Here is a 21,309-nt window from a genome sequence, read left to right as displayed (position 1 = left end):
GGGTGGTTGCAGGTCTGACTGGTCGGGGTGGGGTGCGAAGTCGAGGATGGTGCCGGTGGTGTCGGCGGTGCCTGTGATGCGGACGCCTTGGTAGACGCCGTCGAATGTCCTGCGTCCGGAGCGTTCGGTGTTGGTGGTCAGGCTGCCGGTCCTGACGTGGTCGAGGTAGACCTGGCGGGTGGCGTGGAGGACCTCGTCGGGGCTCCAGTGGTCGGGGAACATTGTCTGGTCGGTGCCGTCGGGGCGTTGGCCGGCCCGGTAGGTGCCGTTGGGGTTGAGTGGTCCGGTGGCTTCGGGGCGGGCCCGGCCGGAGGGGCCGCGCGGGGCGAGCAGGCCGGTGGTGCCGGTGTGGGGGTTGCCGCGCAGGACTCGTTCCCGTACGTCGCGCGGGATGTGTGCGGTGGCTTTGTCGTGCGGGCCCGTGCCTGCGCCGGGGGTGTGCGACCAGGCGGCGTCGATCGCGGTGGAGAGCAGCAGCAGGTCCCGCGGCATGATCCGCAGCGTCGGCGAGAGCCGGTCGCCGGAGAGTGCGTGGTTCATGTCGAACTGGACGAGCCCCGACTCGTCGATGGCGGTACCGGACATCAGCGAGTGGTCGTCGTACACCGGACGGAGCGGTACGCCCTCCTTGCTCTCGCGGTACTGGTCCTGGAAGCCGAGGAGATGGCCGGTCTCGTGCGCGATGACGTACGACTTGTCCTCCGTGCCCTCCCCGCTCTCGGAGACGTACCAGGTGGCGCTGTCGTCGCGGCTCGTCCCGTCCGGGTCCGGGTGCAGCTGCACCGTGTGGTGTGCCCGTGCGGGATCGTCGACGAACTCCAGCTCCACGTGCAGCAGATCACCGTTGGGGAGACGGTGTTTCGGGTCGTTGTAGTACGTGTCGATGCCGCGCTTCGCCATGTCCTTGGTGTTCGCGACGTGGTTGTCGGTCGTGCCGGGCTGGAGGTCCAGGTAGACGCGGACCGTGATGTCGGAGCGCACGCTGCCGTCGCTGAGCAGGGTGCGCTCGACGGAGAACGCGCGCTCCCAGACGGACGCGGCGGCCCCGCCCGCTTCCCTGGTCCGGTCGGAGGGCGGCCCGATCTCGGCGTTGCCCAGCGAACTGTCGTCGGTGACCGGCTCGGGGCCGGGAGCCGTGGTGGGTCCGGCGGCGTGGTCGGCGGTGGCAGCGGGCGTGGGGATGGCGGTGGGCGTGGGGGCGGCGATGGACACCGGGGCCCTGTGCGGACTGTTGTGCGGCTGGTTGGAGGACGGCTGGGCGGTGTGCGGTTCTGTGGGGGGTGCCACCGGCGGGTACCGCCCGTCCAGCTGCATGAGCTGGAACTGGACGAACGCCTGCCACTCGGCCAGTTCCTCCGCCAGCTTCGGGGGCAGGGGGCCCGACAACTCGGCGAGTTTCACCGTGAGGAACAGCTCGGCCTGGCGTTTCCCCTTCGCGCGCGGGTCGAAGTCCGCGGGGACCGGCCTGGCGCCGTCCTGCGTCTCCTCGCGCCAGTGTCCTGCCAGCTCTCGCAGGCGCTGATCCGTGAAGATGTCCAGGCCGAAGTGTTGCGCGTCCATGGACCAGTGCATGAACGAGCGGAATCGCTGTTCCGTGCGGGTGGGGTCGCTGCCCAGCAGTTCGTCGGCGGCGGTGTCGAACCGGCTGTGGTCGCGGGCGATGCGGATGTCTACTTGCTTCTCGCGTTCTCTGTCCCGGTAGTCCTGCTTCAGGGCCTCGGGTGAAAGGGGCTGCTGCCAGTAGGACTTGTCCTCGCCCAGGTTGGCGATGTCCTGCGGGCGCACGCCGAGGGCCTCGGCCAGCCGCGTCAGATAGCGCGGGTGCACACCCAGCTCGTGGGCCTGGAGCAGCGTCTCGCGCGGGACGGCCGGCAGTGGATGGGTGCGCGAGGCATGGAGCAGGTACTGGGCCCCGGCCAGTTCCATGCTGACCACGTCGGACATCAGGCCCATCTGGGTGTGCAGATGCGACGAGAAGTGCCACCACTCGGAGATCGGAGAACCGAGTTCCGACATCCGCCGGACGAGCGCCCCCGCGTCCCCTGCCTCCAGCCGGGCGGCCAGCTGGCCGAGTGCGTCGAGGGCCGGACGGAGAGGGGCAGAACCCTGCAGGACAAGTCGGATACTGGTGAGTTCGGTGGGGTCCAGTCCGAGGGCGGCGGCCGCCGCGGCCTCGCGGTCGGCATCGATGCCCGCGTTCTCGTTCCCCTCCGTGTTCGTGTCCGGCGCGGGCGGCTCCTGGTTCCGGTGCTGTGCCAGCAACCCCCGTACGCCCGGCTCGTCGAGCAGCGCGGTCCGGGCTCGGCGCACCGACGTCGTCACGTCCGAGGCCCAGACCCGGTCCTGCTCGTGGTGCGGCTGGCCCTGCGGGCCCCGCCAGTCGGCCACTGCCTCCGGTGCCGGCGGGAGTTGCTCGGCCATGCCGCGCAGGAGGTCCTTCAGGCCGCTCGCGTCGGCGGGGCCGACGGTCATCAGGTCCGTCAGGGTGTCCGTGTCCGAGTTGTCCATCATGATCTGGAACAGTTCGGAGCGGCGCTCCAGCTTCATCTTCGTGTTGGCCGCCGGTGACAGTTCCACGTCGAAGGTGACCCCGCTCAACTCGCGGCGCTGGAGCTGGTCAGGCAGGTGGAACTGGGCGGCCAGCTGCTTTTCCATCTCCGGGAGCTGGTGGTCGACCAGCCGGCTGAGTGTGTCCGCGGGCAGTTCCGGATGCTGCAGGACCCGGGTGACGCGTATCCCCAGGGTGCCGTCCTGGTGGATCACCCGCCGGATACGGAACAGTGCCGTCGAGCCATCCGGTTTGGGCGCACGGAATTCCACGGGAGCGGTGACCGCGACCACCCCGGGCGAGCTGTGCCGGAGCGTCGGCTGGTTCGAGGAGGGCCGCACCCAGAGCTGTTCGCCGTCGCGGACGTGTCCGTGCATCCGTACGCCGTCGTACACGCCCTCCCAGAGGTAGCCGCCCTCGGGGACTTCCACCCATGAACCGTTGCTGCGTGCGTTGCGGTGGGCCACGACGATCGCGTCCCAGAGGTCGTGTGTCGACCAGCGTTCGGGGAAGAGCAGCCGGCCGAGGGACGTCGAGCCGTCGGTGCCCAGCAAGGTCCCGTTCTCCCGCCCTCCGATCCGCCATGTGTGGGGTGGGGTGGTGCCGTTGGCGACGGCCTGTGCCCGGCGTGCCTCCCCGTTCGGGTCCTTGAACCAGACCTGTGCCCACCGGGTGCCGTTCGGGTGCCCGCTCCACAGCGGGTGGATCTGGACGCCCTGGTCGCGCTGTACGTCGGCCCCGTTCGTCCCGGGCAGCGCGTAGTGGACGCCGGTCATGCTGTGGGTGGAGCCGTACGTGATGAAGTGCAGCGTGCCCTCACCGATCGCGGCGTCGGTGACTCCGGGCTGCGGTGCGAGATGCCGCAAGGAGTCGGGCAGTTCGGGGAGGACGGGCGGTTCGAGGTGGAGGGGCGTCTCCAGATCGGTCTGGTCGTGGTGGGGTGCGAAGTCGGTGATGGTGCCGGTGCCGTCGGCGGTGCCGGTGATCCGTACGCCCTGGTAGTCGCCGGTGAAGTGGTAGTTCCCGGTTTCGATTCCGGGGGTGCTGGTGGTGGGTGTGAGTCTGTGGGTGGCCTGTTCGCGCAGGTATACCTGCCGGACGGCGTAGAGGGTCTCTTCGAGGGTCCAGTGGTCGGGGAACACGGTGCGTACGCTGCCGTCGGGGTGGGTGCCCGCTTGGTAGGTGCCGTTGGGGTTGCGGTCGCCGGTGGGCACCGGGCGGGGGCGGTCGGCGGCGCCGTGCGGGGCGAGCAGGCCGATGGCTCCGGTGCGGGGGTTGCCGCGCAGGACGCGTTCCCGTACGTCGAGCGGGATCTTGACGGTGGGCCTCGGGACGTCCCGCAGTGCCGCGCCGATCGAGGTGCCCAGTACCAGGAGGTCGCGGGGCATGACCCGCAGATACGGCGACCTGGTCCCGGGCTGCACGAAGTGGTTGTCGACCGAGATCCGGCCGAAGAGCGGGTCGGCGTAGTTGCCGCCCATCAGCGCGTGGTCGTCGTAGACCGGCCAGTGCTTCTCCCCCGGCGCGGGATCCCGGTAGTAGTCCCACAGGCCCATCAGGTGCCCGATCTCGTGGGGCGGCATGTGCGCATTGGCCTCCAGGGTCTCCATGGAGAGCTGCCAGTCCGCACTGTGGCTCCGGCCGTTGCCGTCGCGGTCGAGGTTCAGCGCGATGGTGTGGTGCGCCTGCTTGGCGTCGTCGGTGAACTCGGCTTTCACCCGGAGCAGATCGCCGTTCGGCAGTCGGTGGCCCGGGTCGTTGTAGTACTGATCGAGGCCGCGAGCCGTCAGGTCCTTGGTCGCCTGGAGGAGCTCGGCGGTGACTCCGTCCTTGACGTCCAGGTGGATGCGTACGGTGATCTCCGCCTGGGCACCACCGTTCGGCAGCACGGTGCGGTTCACGTGGAACTGGCGTTGCCAGATGGGCCCCGCGTGGCCCGCGGCGTTCCTCAAGGTGTCGGAGGGCCGGGGGATCTCGGTGCCGCGGGGCACGGGGACAGTCGTCGGCGGGGGATCCGTCGGGACAGGGGACTGCCCGGCGTCCGCGGGGCTCTGCGGAGCGTTGTTCTCGGGGCTCTGCGCGGGGACGGCGGGCTGGGACTGCGGATGCGGATCCGACGGCGCGAACAGATAGGGCGGTTGACCACCGGCGGAGGGTGTCGCGGGCAGGCCGCCGTACTGGGACACGCCCCCCACGAACCACAGGTCGAGCAGCTCCATCTGCTGCTCCGCGTCGTGCTTGTACCGCCGCAGCCTCTGCGCCAGTTCGTCGGGCATCTGCCCCGACCGCTCGGCGAGGTCCACCTCGTGGAGCAGGGCGGTGTGCCTTTCCCGTTCCGCGCGCGGGTCGAAGCTGTCGGGCACCTGGCCGTTGGTGGCTGCCGGGCCCATCAGCCAGTGCTCGACCAGCTCCCTCAGGCGGTGATCCGTGAAGGCGTGCAGTCCGTGGTCCGCGACCGTGGACCAGTGCATGAACGAGCGGAACCGCTGCCCTGCGGGGTGGGGCTCGGGGCCCAGCAGTTCGTCGGCGATGGTGTTGAAACGGCTGCGGTCGCGGGCGAAGCCGGTTTCCACCAGCCGGTGACGGTCACTGATCCGGTAGTCCAGCGCCACGCGCTCGGGCGGCAGGGCCTGCCGTGAGATGAACCTGTTCCTGGGCAGACTCGTGATGTCGTCCGGGTGCAGGCCGAGGGCGTTCGCCAGCCGTTCCAGATAGCGGGGGTGCACGCCGAGGGCGAAGGCACGGTCCGCCGTCTCCCGGGAGACGGGAGGCAGCCGGTGGGCGACCGAGAGGTTGTACAGCACCCTGGCCTCGGCGAGATCCATGTCGATCACGTCGGCCATGGTGAGCGTCCGGGTGCCGGTCGCGCCGGCCGCCGTGTCCGGCACCGTGTGCACGAACGACGAGAAGTGCCACCAGTCGGAGAGCGGAGCACCGATCTCCGACATGCGCCGCACGAGCGCGTCCGTGGGGTGCGGCCCGGCGCCCAGGCGCGGAGCCAGCGCGTGGAGCGCGCTGAGGGCCGGACCGAGGGGTGCGGAACCCCGCAGGACGACCTCGATGCTCGTCAGGTCGGCGGGGTCCAGCCCGAGAGCGTCGGCCGCCACGGTCGTGCGGTCGGCGCCTCCGCCAGTGAGCCCGCCGGTGTTCTCCTGCACGGCCGTGCTGGTGCCGGGGCCGGTGGAGCTCTCCCTTCGGTGTTGTGCCAACAGCCCTCGTACGCCCGGCTCTTCGAGCAGCCCGGCCGGGGTGTTGCGGTGCAGCGAAGCCGATACGTCCGACGTCCAGAGAGGGCTCTGCTCGGTGTGCGGATGCCCCGCCGGGCTCTCCCAGCCGGCCGGCAGTTCCGGTACCGGCGGCAGCTGGTCGGCGAGCTGGAGCAGGAGGCTGTCCGCGTCCTGATGGTGTTCGGGGAGGAGCCCCATCAGGCCCCACACCGTGTCCGGATTCCAGAAGTCCCGCTCGATGTTCGCCAGTTCTTCGCTGTACTCCGTCATCGTCGGGTCGTCCGTCGGCGACAGCTCCACGTCGAAGGTGACCAGGCTCAGCTCGCGGCGTCCGTAAGGGTCGGGCCGGTTGAGCTCGGCGGTCAGCTGCAGCCGTATCTCCGGCAGCAGCCCGGTCAGTGTGTTGCGCTGATTCGTGTCCAGCGCCGGATGCTCCAGGACCCGGGTGATGTGCATCCCCAGGGAGCCGTCCTGGTGGATCACCCGCTGGACACGGAACGGCGCCGGCGTGCCATCCGGTTTGTTCCGCACGACGTGTACGGGGGCGGTGGCCGCGAGTATCTGGGAGGGGCGTTCCGGCGGAGGGGGCTGGTGCGAGGAGGGCCGGACCCAGAGCTGTTCGCCGTCGCGGACGTGTCCGTGCATCCGTACGCCGTCGTACACGCCCTCCCAGAGGTAGCCGCCCTCGGGGACTTCCACCCATGAACCGTTGCTGCGTGCGTTGCGGTGGGCCACGACGATCGCGTTCCAGAGATGGTGCGGCGCCCAGCGTTCGGGGAAGAGCAGATGGGCGGTGGCCACCTCGCCGTCGGCGCCGATCATGGCCTCGGTCTCCCGGTCGCCGGGCTGCCATTCGAGAGGGGGCCGGGTGCCGTTGGCGGCGGCCTGTGCCGTCCGCCCCCGCAGGTTCGGGTCCTTGAACCAGACCTGTGCCCACCGGGTGCCGTTCGGGTGCTCGCTCCACAGCGGGTGCAGGGAGACGCCCTGGTCGTACTGCGCGTCCGCCCCGCCCGTCCCGGGCAGCGCGTAGTGGACGCCGGTCCTGCTGTGGGTGGAGCCGTAGGTCAGGAAACGAAGGGTGCCCTCCCCGATCGCGGGGTCCCCGGCGAGGACCGGCGGCGGTACGGGCGGGGCGGTCGGCATGAGCGGGGTGGGCGGACCGAACTGGCCGGGCGGCATGCTCTCGGTCTGGTCGTGGTGGGGTGCGAAGTCGGTGATGGTGCCGGTGCCGTCGGCGGTGCCGGTGATCCGTACGCCCTGGTAGTCGCCGGTGAAGTGGTAGTTCCCGGTTTCGATTCCGGGGGTGCTGGTGGTGGGGGTGAGGCGGTGGGTGGCCTGTTCGCGCAGGTATACCTGCTGGACGGCGTAGAGGGTCTCTTCGAGGGTCCAGTGGTCGGGGAACACCGTCCGGGGGCTGCCGTCGGGGTGGGTGCCCGCCTGGTAGGTGCCGTTGGGGTTGCGGTCGCCGGTGGGCACCGGGCGGGGGCGGTCGGCGGCGCCGTGCGGGGCGAGCAGGCCGATGGCTCCGGTGCGGGGGTTGCCGCGCAGGACGCGTTCCCGTACGTCGAGCGGGATCTTGACGGTGGGCCTCGGGACGTCCCGCAGTGCCGCGCCGATCGAGGTGCCCAGTACCAGGAGGTCGCGGGGCATGACCCGCAGATACGGCGAAAGCTGCGACGGAATCTGGAAGTTGCTGTCGGACGTGATCCGGCCGAAGAGCGGGTCGGCGTAGTTGCCGCCCATCAGCGCGTGGTCGTCGTAGACGGGCCAGTGGGCGAGCCCCGGGGTCTGGCGCCGGTAGTAGTCCCACAGGCCCATCAGGTGCCCGATCTCGTGGGCGGGCACGTGCGGCTTGGATGCGATGGTCGCTGCGGACAGGTACCAGTTGCCGGCGTTCGTGGGGCCGTTGCCCGTCGGGTCGGGGTGCAGGTTGACGGTGTGGTGCGCCTGCTTCGGGTCGTCGGTGAACTCGGCCCTCACCGTCAGCAGATCGCCGTTCGGCAGGCGGTGGCGCGGCTCGTTGAAGTACGTACCGAGGCTGCGGTCCGTCAGGGCCTTGACGGCCGTGACGTCCTCGGGCGTGACACCGTCCTTGACGTCCAGGTGGATGCGCACGGTGATCTCCGCCTCGGTGAAACCGTCCGGACCCGCGGTGCGCCGGGTGGCGAACTGGCGCATCCAGAGCGGCCCCGTGTAGCCCGCGCTGTGCAGGAACGCGTTCGAGGGCCGGGGGATCTCGGTGCTCGCGGGGGGTACTGCCGTCTGGCCCGCGGTGTTCGTGACGGGCGTGGGAGCGACAGGGGTGGCCGACGTGCCGTGGAGGGCCTGTGGCGCGGTGCGGGCCATGGGCTCGGTCTGGTCCGTGTGCTGGTTCTGGGGCTGGACGAAGGGCGGCTCCGTCGTCCCGTCGACGTGCGAACCGTTCTGCGCGGGGACGGTGGGCGGGGACTGATGGGGCCGGTGCGGGCTCGGGGTCATCACGATGTCCCCGTCCGAGTCCGCCGGGGCGTCCTCGCCCATCACGATGTCCTCGTCGAAGGCCGTGTGCGTCGGTGTGGCCTGGTGGAAGGGAGGGGTCTGCACGCCCGGGGTGGCGGGGGTCATGGGGTTCTCGGACCACAGCTGGGCGAGCCGCTGTTCCATCTCGGCTCGGTGCTCCGTGATGTCAGCGTCCAGCCCGGCCAGGCGGCCCCGCGCCTCGTCGTACGCCGCCTGGTCCTGAGCCCGGCTCGCCTTGAGGGCCGCGAACTCGGCGAGGTTGCGGAGGTGTTCCACCTCGTACACATGGCTCCGGAGATCGGCGAGGTCGAAGCCGGGCGGTGGCGGCACGATGTCCCTGATCGCCGACCAGTTGCCGACCAGGAAGTCCAGCTCGGCCGCGCTGAAGTGCCGCAGACCATCGAGGGACATCCTGGTCCAGTACACGAAGCCGTGGTAGTCGAGGTCGGGATCGCCGGTCTCGTGACGGTCCTCGCCGAGGAGTTCGTCGGCGATCTCGTCGAACCGTTCCCGGTCGATCTCGGCACGGAGGTCCTCGATCTCCGTGCGGTGCCCGGCCAGGTACTCCAGCGCCAGCTCCTCCGGGGTGGCGGCGCGCCGCCAGAAGTCGGCGTCCGCGTGCAGCCGGCTGACATCCGAAGGGGACTGCAGCCGAAGGGCGTCGGCGAGCCGGGTGAGGGCGAGCGGATGCACACCCAGCTCGTGCGCGGTGGCGTCGGTGACCGTGTCGGTGTCCACCACGTCGGTGGCCTGCCACTCCGCGATCCGCAGGCGGCTCTCCCGGATGTCCTGGTCGACCAGGCTCCGCATGCTCGCACCCTGGCTGTGCTGGAAGGTCGACAGGTCCCACCAGTCGTCCGCGGAGATCTGGAGTTCCGACATCCGCCGGACGAACTCGCCCACCTGCGGGCCCGCGCCGAGCCGCGCCGCCAGCGTCCGCAGGGTGTGGAGCGCTTCACTCGGCGTGGCGGACTGGTGCAGTACGGGCAGGGCGCTGCGCAGATCCCCGGGGGGCAGGTTCAACGCCCGTGAAACAGCGGCCAGATGGACCGGGTTGGCCGGGGTGACCTGGCTGTCGAGGTCGACCGGGGCATGGCTGTCCGGGCGCGGGGCCGGGGCCCCGGTGTGTCCGGCCGGGGCCGCCGGCTGCGGCACCCTGACGATCTCGGCGTTGAGGACGAGCAGCGAGGTGCTGTCGATGTGCGTGGTGAGCCTGACGCCCGGCTCCGGCGTGGTCACGATGGTGAGCGCGCCGGGCTGGTACGGGTCGGGGACGCGCGGCGCGCTGCTGCGTGCCGCCCGCAGCGCGGCCAGCCGCAGCCGGTCGGCGGTCCAGCCCTCCGGCAGCCGGTGGTCCGGGGTCCGGGTGTAGTCGGGCGTGAACTCGTCCTCGGTGAGGGCGGCCAGCGCCGCCTCCGTCGACTCCTTCGTGACGTGCGGGGCGTGGTCCTGGGACCGGCGGGCGGCGAGCAGTTCCAGCAGACCCGGCTCGTCGAACAGCCCGGCGTGCGTGGTGCGGCGCAGCGCGGCCTCGACGTCCGCCGCGAGCAGCGGATCCGGGGTCGTGCCCCGCCGCTCGTGCGGGGCGTGCCAGAGGTCGGTGGACTGCGGGACCGGGCGCCGGTGTTCCAGGACCTGGCGTACGAGATTCTCGCGGCCCGCGTCCGGGTCCAGGTCGAAGCCCAGCAGCTGGGCCGCCGCCTCCTCGGTGCTGCGCAGGGACAGCGCTCCGAGGTCCGCGCCGTTCCCCGACGGGCCGGTCCCCTTCGCCGGCCGGAGCTCCACGGTGAACCGGGTCTTGGGAAGGCGGCCGTTCTCCTTGCTCTCCTCCCCGGAGTTGTACGTGTCCTCGATGTGCTCCTGCACGGCGTCCAGCTTCTCGTGCAGTTCGGCGAGGGCCGACGGGTGCATGTTCGCCGGGTAGCGGACGATCCGGGTGAGGTTCAGGCCGCGGTCCCCGTTGGTGAACACGACGTGTGACACCCGGAAGTCGGCGAGTCCGCCGGACGCCCTGGAGTACGTCATCGGGGTCTCGGAGGTGACCGCCGCGATGTCGTGCGCGTCCCACTCCGGGTGCGGCTGGAAGCGGGTCGGCCGGAACCAGCGGTGCGCGCCGTCCTTCACGACCCCCTGCATCCGGACGCCGCCCGCCACGCCCTCCCACAGATAGCCGCCCTCGGGCAGCACCTCGAAGGTGCCGTTGGCCAGCGCGTTGTGGTGTGCGTCGCGCACGGCCTCGCGCAGTTCATCAGGGGTCCACTCCTCGGGGAACAGCATCCGCGGATTGGTGCCCACGCCGTCCTGGACGACTCCGTCGGGCGAGTCGCCGTCGCCGACCTTCAGGGTCGCCCTCCCCGGTCCCGTCGGCGGGTTCCGGAACCACACTTCGGCTCGGCGTACTCCGTTGACGTCGGGGTCCGTCAGCTTCTCGAAGGTGATTCCGCGGTCCGTCTGGGCCAGCTCGCGCTTCTCGTCACCGTGTGCGTACTGGACCCCGGTCAGCGTCGACGGGTCGCCGCGCAGCAGGAAGCGCATCGAGGCGTCACTGAAAGCCGGTTCGTCGGAGGGTTCGCGGGGTGGGGGCGGTGTGAGGTGGGTGGGTGGTTGCAGGCCTGACTGGTCGGGGTGGGGTGCGAAGTCGAGGATGGTGCCGGTGGTGTCGGCGGTGCCTGTGATGCGGACGCCTTGGTAGACGCCGTCGAATGTCCTGCGTCCGGAGCGTGTGGGGCGTGCGTGGCGTTCGGATCGTACGGTGTCGGTGCTGAGGCTGCCGGTCCTGACGTGGTCGAGGTAGACCTGGCGGGTGGCGTGGAGGACCTCGTCGGGGCTCCAGTGGTCGGGGAACATTGTCTGGTCGGTGCCGTCGGGGCGTTGGCCGGCCCGGTAGGTGCCGTTGGGGTTGAGTGGTCCGGTGGCTTCGGGGCGGGCCCGGCCGGAGGGGCCGCGCGGGGCGAGCAGACCGGTGGCGCCGGTGCGGGGGTTGCCGCGCAGGACTCGTTCCCGTACGTCGCGCGGGATGTGAGCGGTGGCTTTGTCGTGCGGGCCCGTGCCTGCGCCGGGGGTGTGCGACCAGGCGGCGTCGATCGCGGTGGAGAGCAGCAGCAGGTCCCGCGGCATGATCCGCAGCGTCGGCGAGAGGTGGTGATCGGAGATCATGTGGTCCATGTCGAACTGGATGAGCCCCGACTCGTCGATGCCGTAACCGGACATCAGCGAGTGGTCGTCGTACACCGGACGGAACGGGTCGCCCTCGGTGGCCTCGCGGTACTGGTCCTGGAAGCCGAGGAGATGGCCGGTCTCGTGCGCGATGACGTACGACTTGTCCTTCGCGCCCTCCCCGCTCTCGGAGACGTACCAGGTGGCGCTGTCGTCGCGGCCCCTCCCGTCCGGGTCCGGGTACAGCTTCACCCTTCGGTGCGCCTGTGCGGGGTCGAGGACGAACTCCAGCTTCACATGCAGCAGATCACCGTTGGGAAGACGGTGCTTCGGGTCGTTGTAGTACCTGTCGATGCCGCGCTTCGCCATGGCCTTGGCGTTCGCGACGTGGTTCTCGGTGGCCTTCCGCCGGCGATCCAGATGGATGCGGACCGTGATGTCGGAGCGCACGCTGCCGTCGCTGAGCAGGGTGCGCTCGACCGCGAACGCGCGCTCCCAGACGGACGCGGTGGCCCCGCCCGCTTCCCTGGTCCGGTCGGAGGGCGGCCCGATCTCGGCCTTGCCCAGCGATTCGACGTCGGTGACCGCCTTGGGGAGGGGAGCCGGAGGCATTTCGGCGACGGAGTAGTCGGCGGTGAGCGTGGGCGTGGGGGCGGGCATGTGAGGCGGGACGGGTGCCGGGGACTCGTGCGGGCTGGTGTGCCGTGTCTGAAGAGGGGCGTTCGGCGACGCGCCCGGGGCATGGGACGACTCGGTCCGCGGACGGGGGGCCGGCTCCGTCGTCCCGTCGAAGTGCGAGCCGTTCCGCTGGAGGTGTACGGAGAGCGGCGCACCGCCCCCGGGCGGCGGCTGGAACTGTTCCGTCCCGCCGGGATTTCCGCCGGACGACGGGGTGTGCACCTTCAGGTCCACGTTGAACGTCCCGGCCAGCAGGGGCAGGAAGCTCTTCGACCAGGGGGAGTCCCCCCTGTGTTCCCACTCCGCGACGGCCGACCTCACCTCCTTGAACAGGAGGTTCTGAGCCCGGTACACGGCGCGTGGGTTCCCCGGGGTGTGCGGCGGAACGAGATCGGGCAGCAGCTCGGCGAGCCCCTGCGGGCCCAGCTCCCGCACGTGGGCGTGCACGGCCTCCTTCATGCCGAGCGCCAGCGTGTGCAGCTCCTGGTGGGTCTCCACGTCGGACGCGGCCGAAGCGGTGGCGCGCAGCCGGTCCGGGTCGTCGACCAGGGCCCGCAGCTTCTGCCCGATGTGGGGGAGCTTCGGCCTGACGGCGGAGGGGGCGCTGACCAGCAGCGAAGTGAGCTGCGAGTAGCCGTCGTCCGGCACCTTGAGTACCGGGCGGTGCGTATCCGTGGGTTCGAGGTCGGACCCCTCGTCGGACCCCTCGTCGGACACCGAGTCGGTGTCGTCCTCGGACGTCAGATCCTGCGGCGGCCTCAGGTCCTTGGTCTGGTCCACGTGCCGGTAGTGGCCGTCCTTCAGCAGCAGCTCGACGCCGTCCGCGCCCTCGCCGCCCGTCGCCTCGCTCCCGTCGGGCATGAAGGTATGGCGCCTGCCGTCCACCAGGACCGTCACCGGCACGTGGAACAGCTGGGCGGCCAGCGGCGGATAGAGGTCACCCGCGCTGTCCTTGGCAGCGGACTCCTCGTTGGCGGGCCGCACCGTCTGCGACGCGGCGAGCGAGGTCCGCTGCTGCGGGGTCAGTACCGCACGGTGGTTGCTGCTCGGGGCGCCCGCCGAGTGCGGGATCCACTTGCCCTCCGTGTACTCCCGGCCCTGCGGAGTCGACCTGTCCAGCAGGTTTTCCAGTCCGGCCGCGCGGACCTCGGCGGGCTCGAACTTGTCGGTGAGGTCCGGGTGGGTGTACTCCGCCAGCGGGCCGTTCCCGCTCTCGCGGAGGGTCTCTCCGAACAGGGAGCGCAGCTCGTCCGCCACACCGGAGAGGTCGTGGTCGGCCGGGACGGTGATGCCCCGCTCCTCCAGCAGGTCCGGGTTGATCCGGACCAGGTGTTCCGCCAGGGAGTGGAAGAAGCCGTTGCCGTCGTGCGAGACCGGGCCGACCGGGTGGACCTTCCCGGTCGACGGGTCCTCCAGGCCGGTGACTTCGCCCTGCTCGTCCGTGGACTCGGTGTATTCGGCGGGGTGTTCCGGCTTCTCCACGCCGTGGTCGTGCTCCACGGACTCGTCGTAGGCCAGCACTCCGGGCTCCGTGGCGCCGCGCTCGTTCGCCGGGAGCCGGTACCAGGTGTTGAGGGCGTCGGCGGCCGACCGCAGCGCGTGGTACTGCTCGCCCGCGGCCTTCAGCTTCTGCCCCAGCGACTCCAGCTCCGGCCCGACCGTCTCCCGTGCCTTGGTCAGCTCGGCCCGCGCCGCGCCCAGCGCCTGTTCCGCCGTCCGCCGTGCCTCAGGAGTGGTCGCCATGTCCCGCCGGTGCCGCGCGTCCCGTACCGCGAACGCCAGGTCGGTGAGCGGGCGGTACGTGTTCCAGTACGCGTCGTGGTTGCCCTTCCACGCGTTCCACCCCTTGGCGACGTCGTCCCACTGCTTGGACAATTTCGCGGGGTGGTTCTGCGGGGTGATGAGCCCCAGGTCACGGGCCACGTCCTCGCGGATCCAGGCGAGCACCTTGGTGTCCGCCTCACCGGCCTGGACGCCCGGCGGGTCGTAGCCGTTCCAGGTCGTACCGCGGGTCACCAGCTGGCCGACCGAGCTGTCCTTGGCGTGGCGGTGCACCTCGGCGACGGCCAGCCACTTCGTGGGTACGGAGAAGAGGAAAGCCCGCCCGGTGCTCGGCTTCATATTGATCTTGGCGGCGGTCGCCTCGTTGAACTTGAACTCCTGGGACGAGCCGACGCCCGGCGCGATGACCGGGGTCACCTGGTAGGTCGTCTTGTGCGAGTCGGCCCCGATGGCGTCACCGCCCAGCCCGCCGTTCTTGCCGTGGACCTGTCCCATGCCCACGTCGACACTCTCGCCCGTGCCGGTGCCGAACTCCATCCGTACATCGGCCGTCGCGAGCAGCTCGGCCCCCGACAGGGCGAAGGCCGGGTGGAGCTGGAGGGAGCCGGTGGAGCCGCCGACGAGGGTGTCGTCGACCAGGCCGAGCGGCTGGTACCCGTTCTCGCCGAGCGCCGAACCGTCGATGAGTGAACCGGTCAGGGACAGTTCGTTGGTGCCGGCCGTCAGGGTGTCGCCGCCGCCCTTGCCGGGCGACAGCAGCTTGACGGTCGCGGCCTTGGCGCGGGCCCGGACCAGGTCGTCGCCGGTGAGCACCCCGTGGGTCTCCGGCCCCTTGCCCGCGTGGCCGCCGTTGAGGTGCGGGGTCTGGGCCTTCGCCAGGGTGATGTGGGCCAGAGCCTCGACGTTCTCCGAGCCGAGTACCCGTGTGAAGTGCACCCCGTTGCCGGGGACCAGCCCGGCGGGGCGGTTGTCGCCGGACACGTGCTGGGAGAGGTGCTGACTGATCCTGGCCGGCGTCGCGTTGTTCGACTGCCACACGTCCACGGCGGACGGCGGCGGTGTGTACGCATCGCCCCCGGCCTCGCCGCCCGGCTTGAGCAGCGCCAGCGGCTCCTGGCTCTTCGCGCTGCCCGCGGGCCAGGTGTGTTCCAGTACGACATTGTTCTTGTTGTCCCGGACCGTGACCACGACGTCGTACGAGGTGGAGACGGTGGCGAGCGGGCCGGGGATGACCGTCGTCTGCGCCACCGTGTCCGACTCCGAGCTGCTGTGGCCGCCGCTCGTTCCCTTCGAGGTGCTGGAGTTCCCCAGCGGGCCGCCCGCCGAACCGTTCGGCCCGGTGATGCGTTCGGTGATGTTCGCGGAAAGGCCGCGGGAGCGGGTGACGCCCCGCGAATCGGTGGTGCTGGTGGTGACGGAGTGACCGCTCTCCACATCGCCGAAGCCGAAGTCGTCGACCGTCCGCGCGCCGGGGACCTGCTTCACCGTCACCCGGTATTCCCTGCCCCCGAGAGGGAGGCTGTCGGTGAAGCCGCGCCAGGGCGCACGGCCCCGGTACTGCTGCGGGATACCCGACTCGACCATGGCCTGCCCGTGCCGTTCGGACAGCAGCGTCCTGATGGATTCCAGGCTGTTGCGGGTGAACCGCAGATTGCGCAGGCCCTGCATCAGCTGCGCACGGTTCGCGTGGTGATCGCTGGGCGCCGACACCGGGACGACCCCGAGCGGACTCTCCTTGAACCACGAGGGGTGCGACCAGGTTCCGGCCCCCTCGGAGAGGCTGGGTACCTGGGTGATGCCGGTGTTGAACAGGTTCAGCGCGTGCGCCGCCTGTTCGGAGACCAGCCCGCGCCAGGCGTTCGCCTTGTCCACCAGCTGCCCGGTCCACGCGGGCAGCTTCGAGCGGAACGGGGTGAGGGCGCCGAGCTTGTCGCCGGACATCTCGAAGCGGTACTGGGCGTCCGTGGTGACCGGGACCCACTGGCCGTTCTCCGGAACGATGTTGACGGACCGGCTGTTGGTCCTGCCGCCGCCCGTCGACGTCATGCTGGAGCGCGAGTACGGGGTGACACCGAAGCCGTAACGCGTCGTGGTGGGCACACTCGTGTGCTGCGCGGGGAAGTGCCCCGCGTTCAGGTCGAACGAGAGCACCCAGCCCTTGCCGTTCCCTCCCGACACTGCCAGGTCCAGGCTGTTGTTCAGCTCCGGCTTGAGGTCGACGGGGCCGCCCACGGCGGTCGGGTTCCCGCGCCGTCCGACGAGGCGGATGTCGCCCGTCGCGCCGTACAGGAATCCGGGGGCGCGTACGTCGTTGAGCTGTTTGCCCGTCGGGGAGAACACCTGGTCGGAGTCGGCGGTGAGCGCCATCGAGCCGAAGGCGTCCTTCATCCGCTGGTGCTGGCTGGTCCCCCCGCTGGTCAGCGACCACTCACCGCGGGTCGCCCGGCCCGCGACCAGCGGGCCCGCCTGCTGGAGGTGATGGTCCGTCGGCACGTTGAGGGTGACGACCGGGATGTTCTTGAGCGAGTCCTCGCGCTGCCAGGCCGACGGCGCCCACAGGTCCTCGGTCTCGGTCGGCTCCAGCTCCCGGGTGGTGGTCTCGCGGCCGGCGGCGTACGGGTTGATCGCGCCCTCCGCATGCGGGTCGATCTTCGGCATGAACTGCTCCGACAGATGGAGCATCACGCTGAAGTCCCCGAGCGTGGCGTCGGGACCGCCCACGGGGGCCGGCTCGTGGATCTTGCGCCCCGCCCGGCCGAGCGTGAGGGCCCGGTACGGCACGTGCCACTGGTGCACTCCCACCAGCTGGGCCTTGAAGCGTCCCGTCGCCAGGAAGGAGTGCATCCCGGCCGGGGTGGCCGTCACGTCCTCGTGGCCGGCGGTGAACACGGTGCCGTTGCTGCGGGTGTGCTGGCGGGTCGCGCCCGCCCTGGCCCCCAGCACACCGATGTGGTCCGGCGTACCGGCACGGAACGTCTCGTTCGAGCGCAGTTCGACGGTGCCGCCCGCCTGGGCCCCGAAGGTGTGCGTGGTGCTGTGGGCGTTGCCCACGCGCTCACCCGCGTTGGTGTTCTGGCGGGTCATCCAGTCCCTGTCGGTGCCCTGGTAGACCGGCCGGTCGAGCTCGGCCTTCAGATTCAGCGCGAAGAGGTTTTCCTTGGTGAGGTTGCGGCCGAACAGCTTGACGGACAGCCCGTCGTGGGCGAGTTCGTTGAGCGTCGTCGCCAGGTTCCGTTCGTCGAACTTGGCCATGATGATGCGGGTGTTGGCCTGGGCCCGGCTCCGCTCGCCGCTGATGGCCTGCAGGAACTTCGTCCGTTGGCTGCGCGGGTCGGCGCTGTTCCCGCCCGGGCGCGGGGCGACCAGCACCGAGTCGCCGTGCGTCCGGTTGATCCATTCGAGTACCCGGTCGACGAGCACGTTCGGGGACTGCGGGTCCGTGGCGTGCGTGTTGTCGATGACGAGGTCAGTGGCCCTGGTGTGCGTCAGGTCGTAGTCGCCGTGGCGCCAGTGCGCGGGCAGCGGGGGCTCGCTCCCCTCGGGACGGGTCAGGGTGTCCGGGTCCCAGCCCGCCCGCTCGCGCGCCTCGCGCACCGGCAGCCGTACGAGACTCCAGGTGTCGAGGACGTGCCTCTCGCCCTCGAAGGTGACGGGGACCTGGAGCTCCTGGAGGTAGAGGGCCGTGTCACTGCCCTTCACCCGCCCGGTGATCTTGCGGCCCACATTGCCGCCCTGGAGCGAGACCTCGCTGGAGTCGTGGCTGTAGTGCAGGGTCAGCCCGAGCTGCATGAAGATGCTCGGCGCCTGATCGGTCGGGATGGCGAAGCGCGAACCGCCGAAGAAGGCCACCACGTACCGCCGGTTGTCCTGGACCAGGACCTCGTTCTTCACGGTGATGGCGTCCGTGATGCGCATCTCGGCGTCGCTCGCGACCTCGATCAGATGGTGCTCGCCGGATATCGCCTTGCCCACCTGGAAGGTGCCAGCGGAATTGCCGTTGCGCCGGCGCACGTCGAGCGGTGCCAGCGGTCCACGGGCCATCTCGTCGGACCTGCTGTGGAAGTGGTCCGAGCTGAAGTAGTCGCTGAGCTGCTGGTGCTTGTACCCGCCCGGCCTGGCGTCGAGCTTCTGGACCGCCCAGTCGAAGACGGACTTCACCGGCCCGAAGCCCTCGGTGCTCGGCGAGCCGAGGCGCGCGCCGGGTGGTGGGGTGAAGGTGCGCGGGACGCGCACCTCCGTCTCCTTCGGCACGGCGGAGTCCTTGGACACCCGGGTCGTCATCCCGTTCTTGATGCCCGCGCCGAACGAGGGGATCCGCTCGTCCGGGTGGAACTCGACCTGGTAGTAGACGTCCTGGTGAAAGGACTCGCTGCTGCCCGTGGTACGCGTCTCACGCTGGAACGTACGCTGGTCGTGGCTGCCGACGACATGCTTCTGGTTGTGACTGGCACCCACGCGGAGGTCCAGCAGCATCCGGGCGTCGGAGGGCAGTGCCCCGGCGGCGAACCCCGCCTGAAGACCGGTGCCACGGGACGTGCCGGTGTTCGTACCGGTCTGCTGCTGGAGCTGCTGGGACGAGTCCAGCTTGTGCGGGTCGCGGGCGTTGGGGTCCGGATTGCCCGGGTCCTCGGTCTTCGTGTCCGGGTGGTGGGTCCACTGATCGGCGTACGGAACGGCCTTGACCGTCATCACGGTGCGCTTCGCCTTGGTGAGGCTGGTCCCGAAGCGGCTGGGGACGCTGTGCTTGACGACGAACCGGCGGCCGTCGCCGAGGAACGAGCCCGGTCGCCTGGCCAGTTCGTCGTCGATCTGCTTGATCACGGACTCATCGGCCCGGTCGCCGCTGCGTTTGAGGTCGAGCGCGGCGTTGAGCTTGTCGTGGAGCGTCCGGCCGATGCTCCTGCCCTGGCGCGGCTGGAGCAGCCGGGTGCTGCTGTGGCCTGCGGCGGACCCGGTGGGGAGCGGGCGCTCGGGGGGACGGGGGTTCGTGGCGTCCGGCTTGACGTACAGGCTCACGTCGTGCTGCCAGAGGGGAGGACGGGGGGAGCCCTCGGCGGTCTCTCCCGGGCCGTTCGTGGGGGGCGTCAGGGTGGCGTCGTGCTCGGGGGCGCCGCCCGGGTTCTCCTGGTTGGCCTGCTGGTTGGCCTGCTGGTTGGTCTGTGCGGTGACCTGGTCGCCGGCGTGGGTGGTGGCCTGGGTGTTGTTCTGCTGGTCGGTGTGCTGGTTGGCCTGCTGGTCGGTCTGCTGGGTGGTCTCCTGGTGGGACTGGTCGTTCTGGAGCTGGTCCGTGTCGAGGGCCGCGTTGTTCCGGTGCTCGGTGGAGACGGTGTTGTCGTGGGGCAGCGGCCTGGGAGGGGGCGTGTCCGAAACCGTCTCGCTGACGTCGGCCGTCTCGTTGACATCGACCGTCTCCGTGGCGTTGTCCACCGTCGGCTTCGGGGTCGTGACCGGTTCGTTGTTCGGCGCGAGCGACGAGTCGAAGTCGGTGGAAGTGGTCTGTGTCGACGTCGGGCGCCGCAGGGGCTTCAGTTCGATGCTGCTGCCTTCGCCACTGTTCGGCAGAAGGGGGGACTGGTTCGGACGGCGGGGCGGGGGAGCCGCATGGGGCGTGCTGGACGATGACGACTGGGTGGAGGACAGGTTCGGCGAGGTGGTCGGTGCCTGATGGGTCGGGGATCCGGACGCGTTCGGCGCGACCTGCGAGACGGGCGCGAGCGGCGTCACCGGGGCCTCGGACTGGTTCCGGCTGTCCGAAGCGTTCGTCTGCTGAACGTCGTTCGTGTGGTGGACCGTGGGGACCGTCGTGTCCGATGAGGCCGTCGTCACCGGCGTCGACGGCGTCACGGGGCCGTGGGACGTGTGGTCGGTGGTGGTGTCGCTTCCCGTGCCCTGCGGTGTGTCCGTCGTGAGGTCCGTATCGCCGTACAGCGTCTCGGTGTCGCTGTCGGTGTCGCTCACATCGAGGTAGTCGAGGTCATCGTCCGGGACCTTGTTCAGGTCCTTGTCCAGGTCCAGGTCCAGGTTCTTGTCCAGGCCCTTGCCGAGCCCGCCGTCGAGCCCCGACGTGTCGAAGTGGTGGGACATGGCGTGCACGACGGGGTGGACGAGATAGACGTGTCCGGCGTGGCTCAGTCCGCCGGTCAGCATGCCCGCGACGAAGGTGTCCCACGACGTCGAGAAGCCGTCCTGGTAGATCAGGTTGTAGAAGCCCTCGCCGAGGTTCTGGCCGATGGACTCGACGAGCAGCCCACTGCCCACCTCGCCCAGCCGGAAGCGCTTGTTGCCCTGGAACCCCATGTGCATCAGGGACTGGGGCATGTCATCGGCGAGCGCCTTCAGCACGGACTTGTCGACCTTGCCGCTCAGCTCCTTGGTGAGCTCCTTGCTGAGTGCTTCCGCCGCGCCCTTGGCCGGGCCCGACCAGTGCTTGGTGACGGTCTTGGCCCAGGTCTGCCCGATCTGACGGGCCTCCTCCTTCGTCAGCCCGTGGAAGGGGGACTTGGCGAACTCCTTGCCGACGTTCTTGATGAAGGTGTCGCCCGCGCCCTTGGCGCTCTCCTTGCCACTGGCCTTGTAGAAGCCCTTGGTGAGGTTGAGGTCGTGGTCGCTGAGTACCTTGGCCAGGTTCTTGGCCAGGTCGCCCGCCCCCTTGCCCCCGACCTTCTCCAGGGTCTTGAAGGCCGTGTTCAGCTCCTTGGTGAGGAGCTTCGACAGACCGGTGCCGAGCTTGTTGCCCAGCCACTTGCCGAGCCCCGGGGCGAGCAGGCTGAGCGGCCCGGTGACCAGGCCCTGGATCGCGCCGAACTTGACCGCGTCCAGCAGCAGCTTGTTGTCGAAGCTGTCCCGGTGACCCTCGCCGATCTGGACCATCTGGATGATGCGGTCCATCGCTATGCCCATGCCGACCCCGAGGGCGACGTGCTGGGCGATCCTCTTGAGCAGCTCCTTGATCAGGGCCTTGAGGAACAGCCGGGTGAAGAGCGTGCGCCAGCTCAGTTCCGACATCAGGGCCTCGCCGAGGCCGGGCACCCACGAGAACGCCATGGCGTACATGAACTCGGCCAGCAGCTCGATGAGCTGGGCGAGCATCATCCACTTCGTGTATTCGGCCTGGTTCGCGGTGTCCCGGGCGGCCTTCGCCATGGTCTTCGACTGCTCGGCCGCCGCGTCGAGGAACGAGTCGTCGCCGCCCGCGATGACCTGCCCCAGATTGAGGAACGCGTTGGCCGCGTCGCCCTCGAAGTTCTTCTGGATGCTCTGGAGCAACAGCACGAGCTGGTCGTCGAGCTGTTTGTAGTCGTCGGCCACGGAGTCGTAGAGCTCCGCCGCGTTCCTGAGCTCGTCCTCGTTGGCCTGGGGCCACTTCATGCCCGTGAGGGCATGCATGATCCACTCGACCGCAGGGGAGGGGGTCAGCAT

At 70.3% G+C, this 21,309-nt stretch carries 1 protein-coding gene (only partly in view); it reads right to left on the bottom strand.

Annotated elements, in window-relative coordinates; all coding sequences use genetic code 11:
* A protein-coding gene (locus OG285_RS11330; RefSeq protein ID WP_371790885.1) for an EndoU domain-containing protein crosses the window boundary here: on the bottom strand, window positions 1-21,309 show its 5' portion. The gene continues 5,736 nt to the left of window position 1, outside the view; only the first 21,309 of its 27,045 coding nucleotides appear in the window; its start codon is at window positions 21,307-21,309; its stop codon lies beyond the left edge, outside the window.

It is taken from the genome of Streptomyces sp. NBC_01471, from assembly GCF_041438865.1.
GTDB lineage: Bacteria > Actinomycetota > Actinomycetes > Streptomycetales > Streptomycetaceae > Streptomyces.
This window is presented reverse-complemented; position numbering and strand designations above follow the sequence as displayed.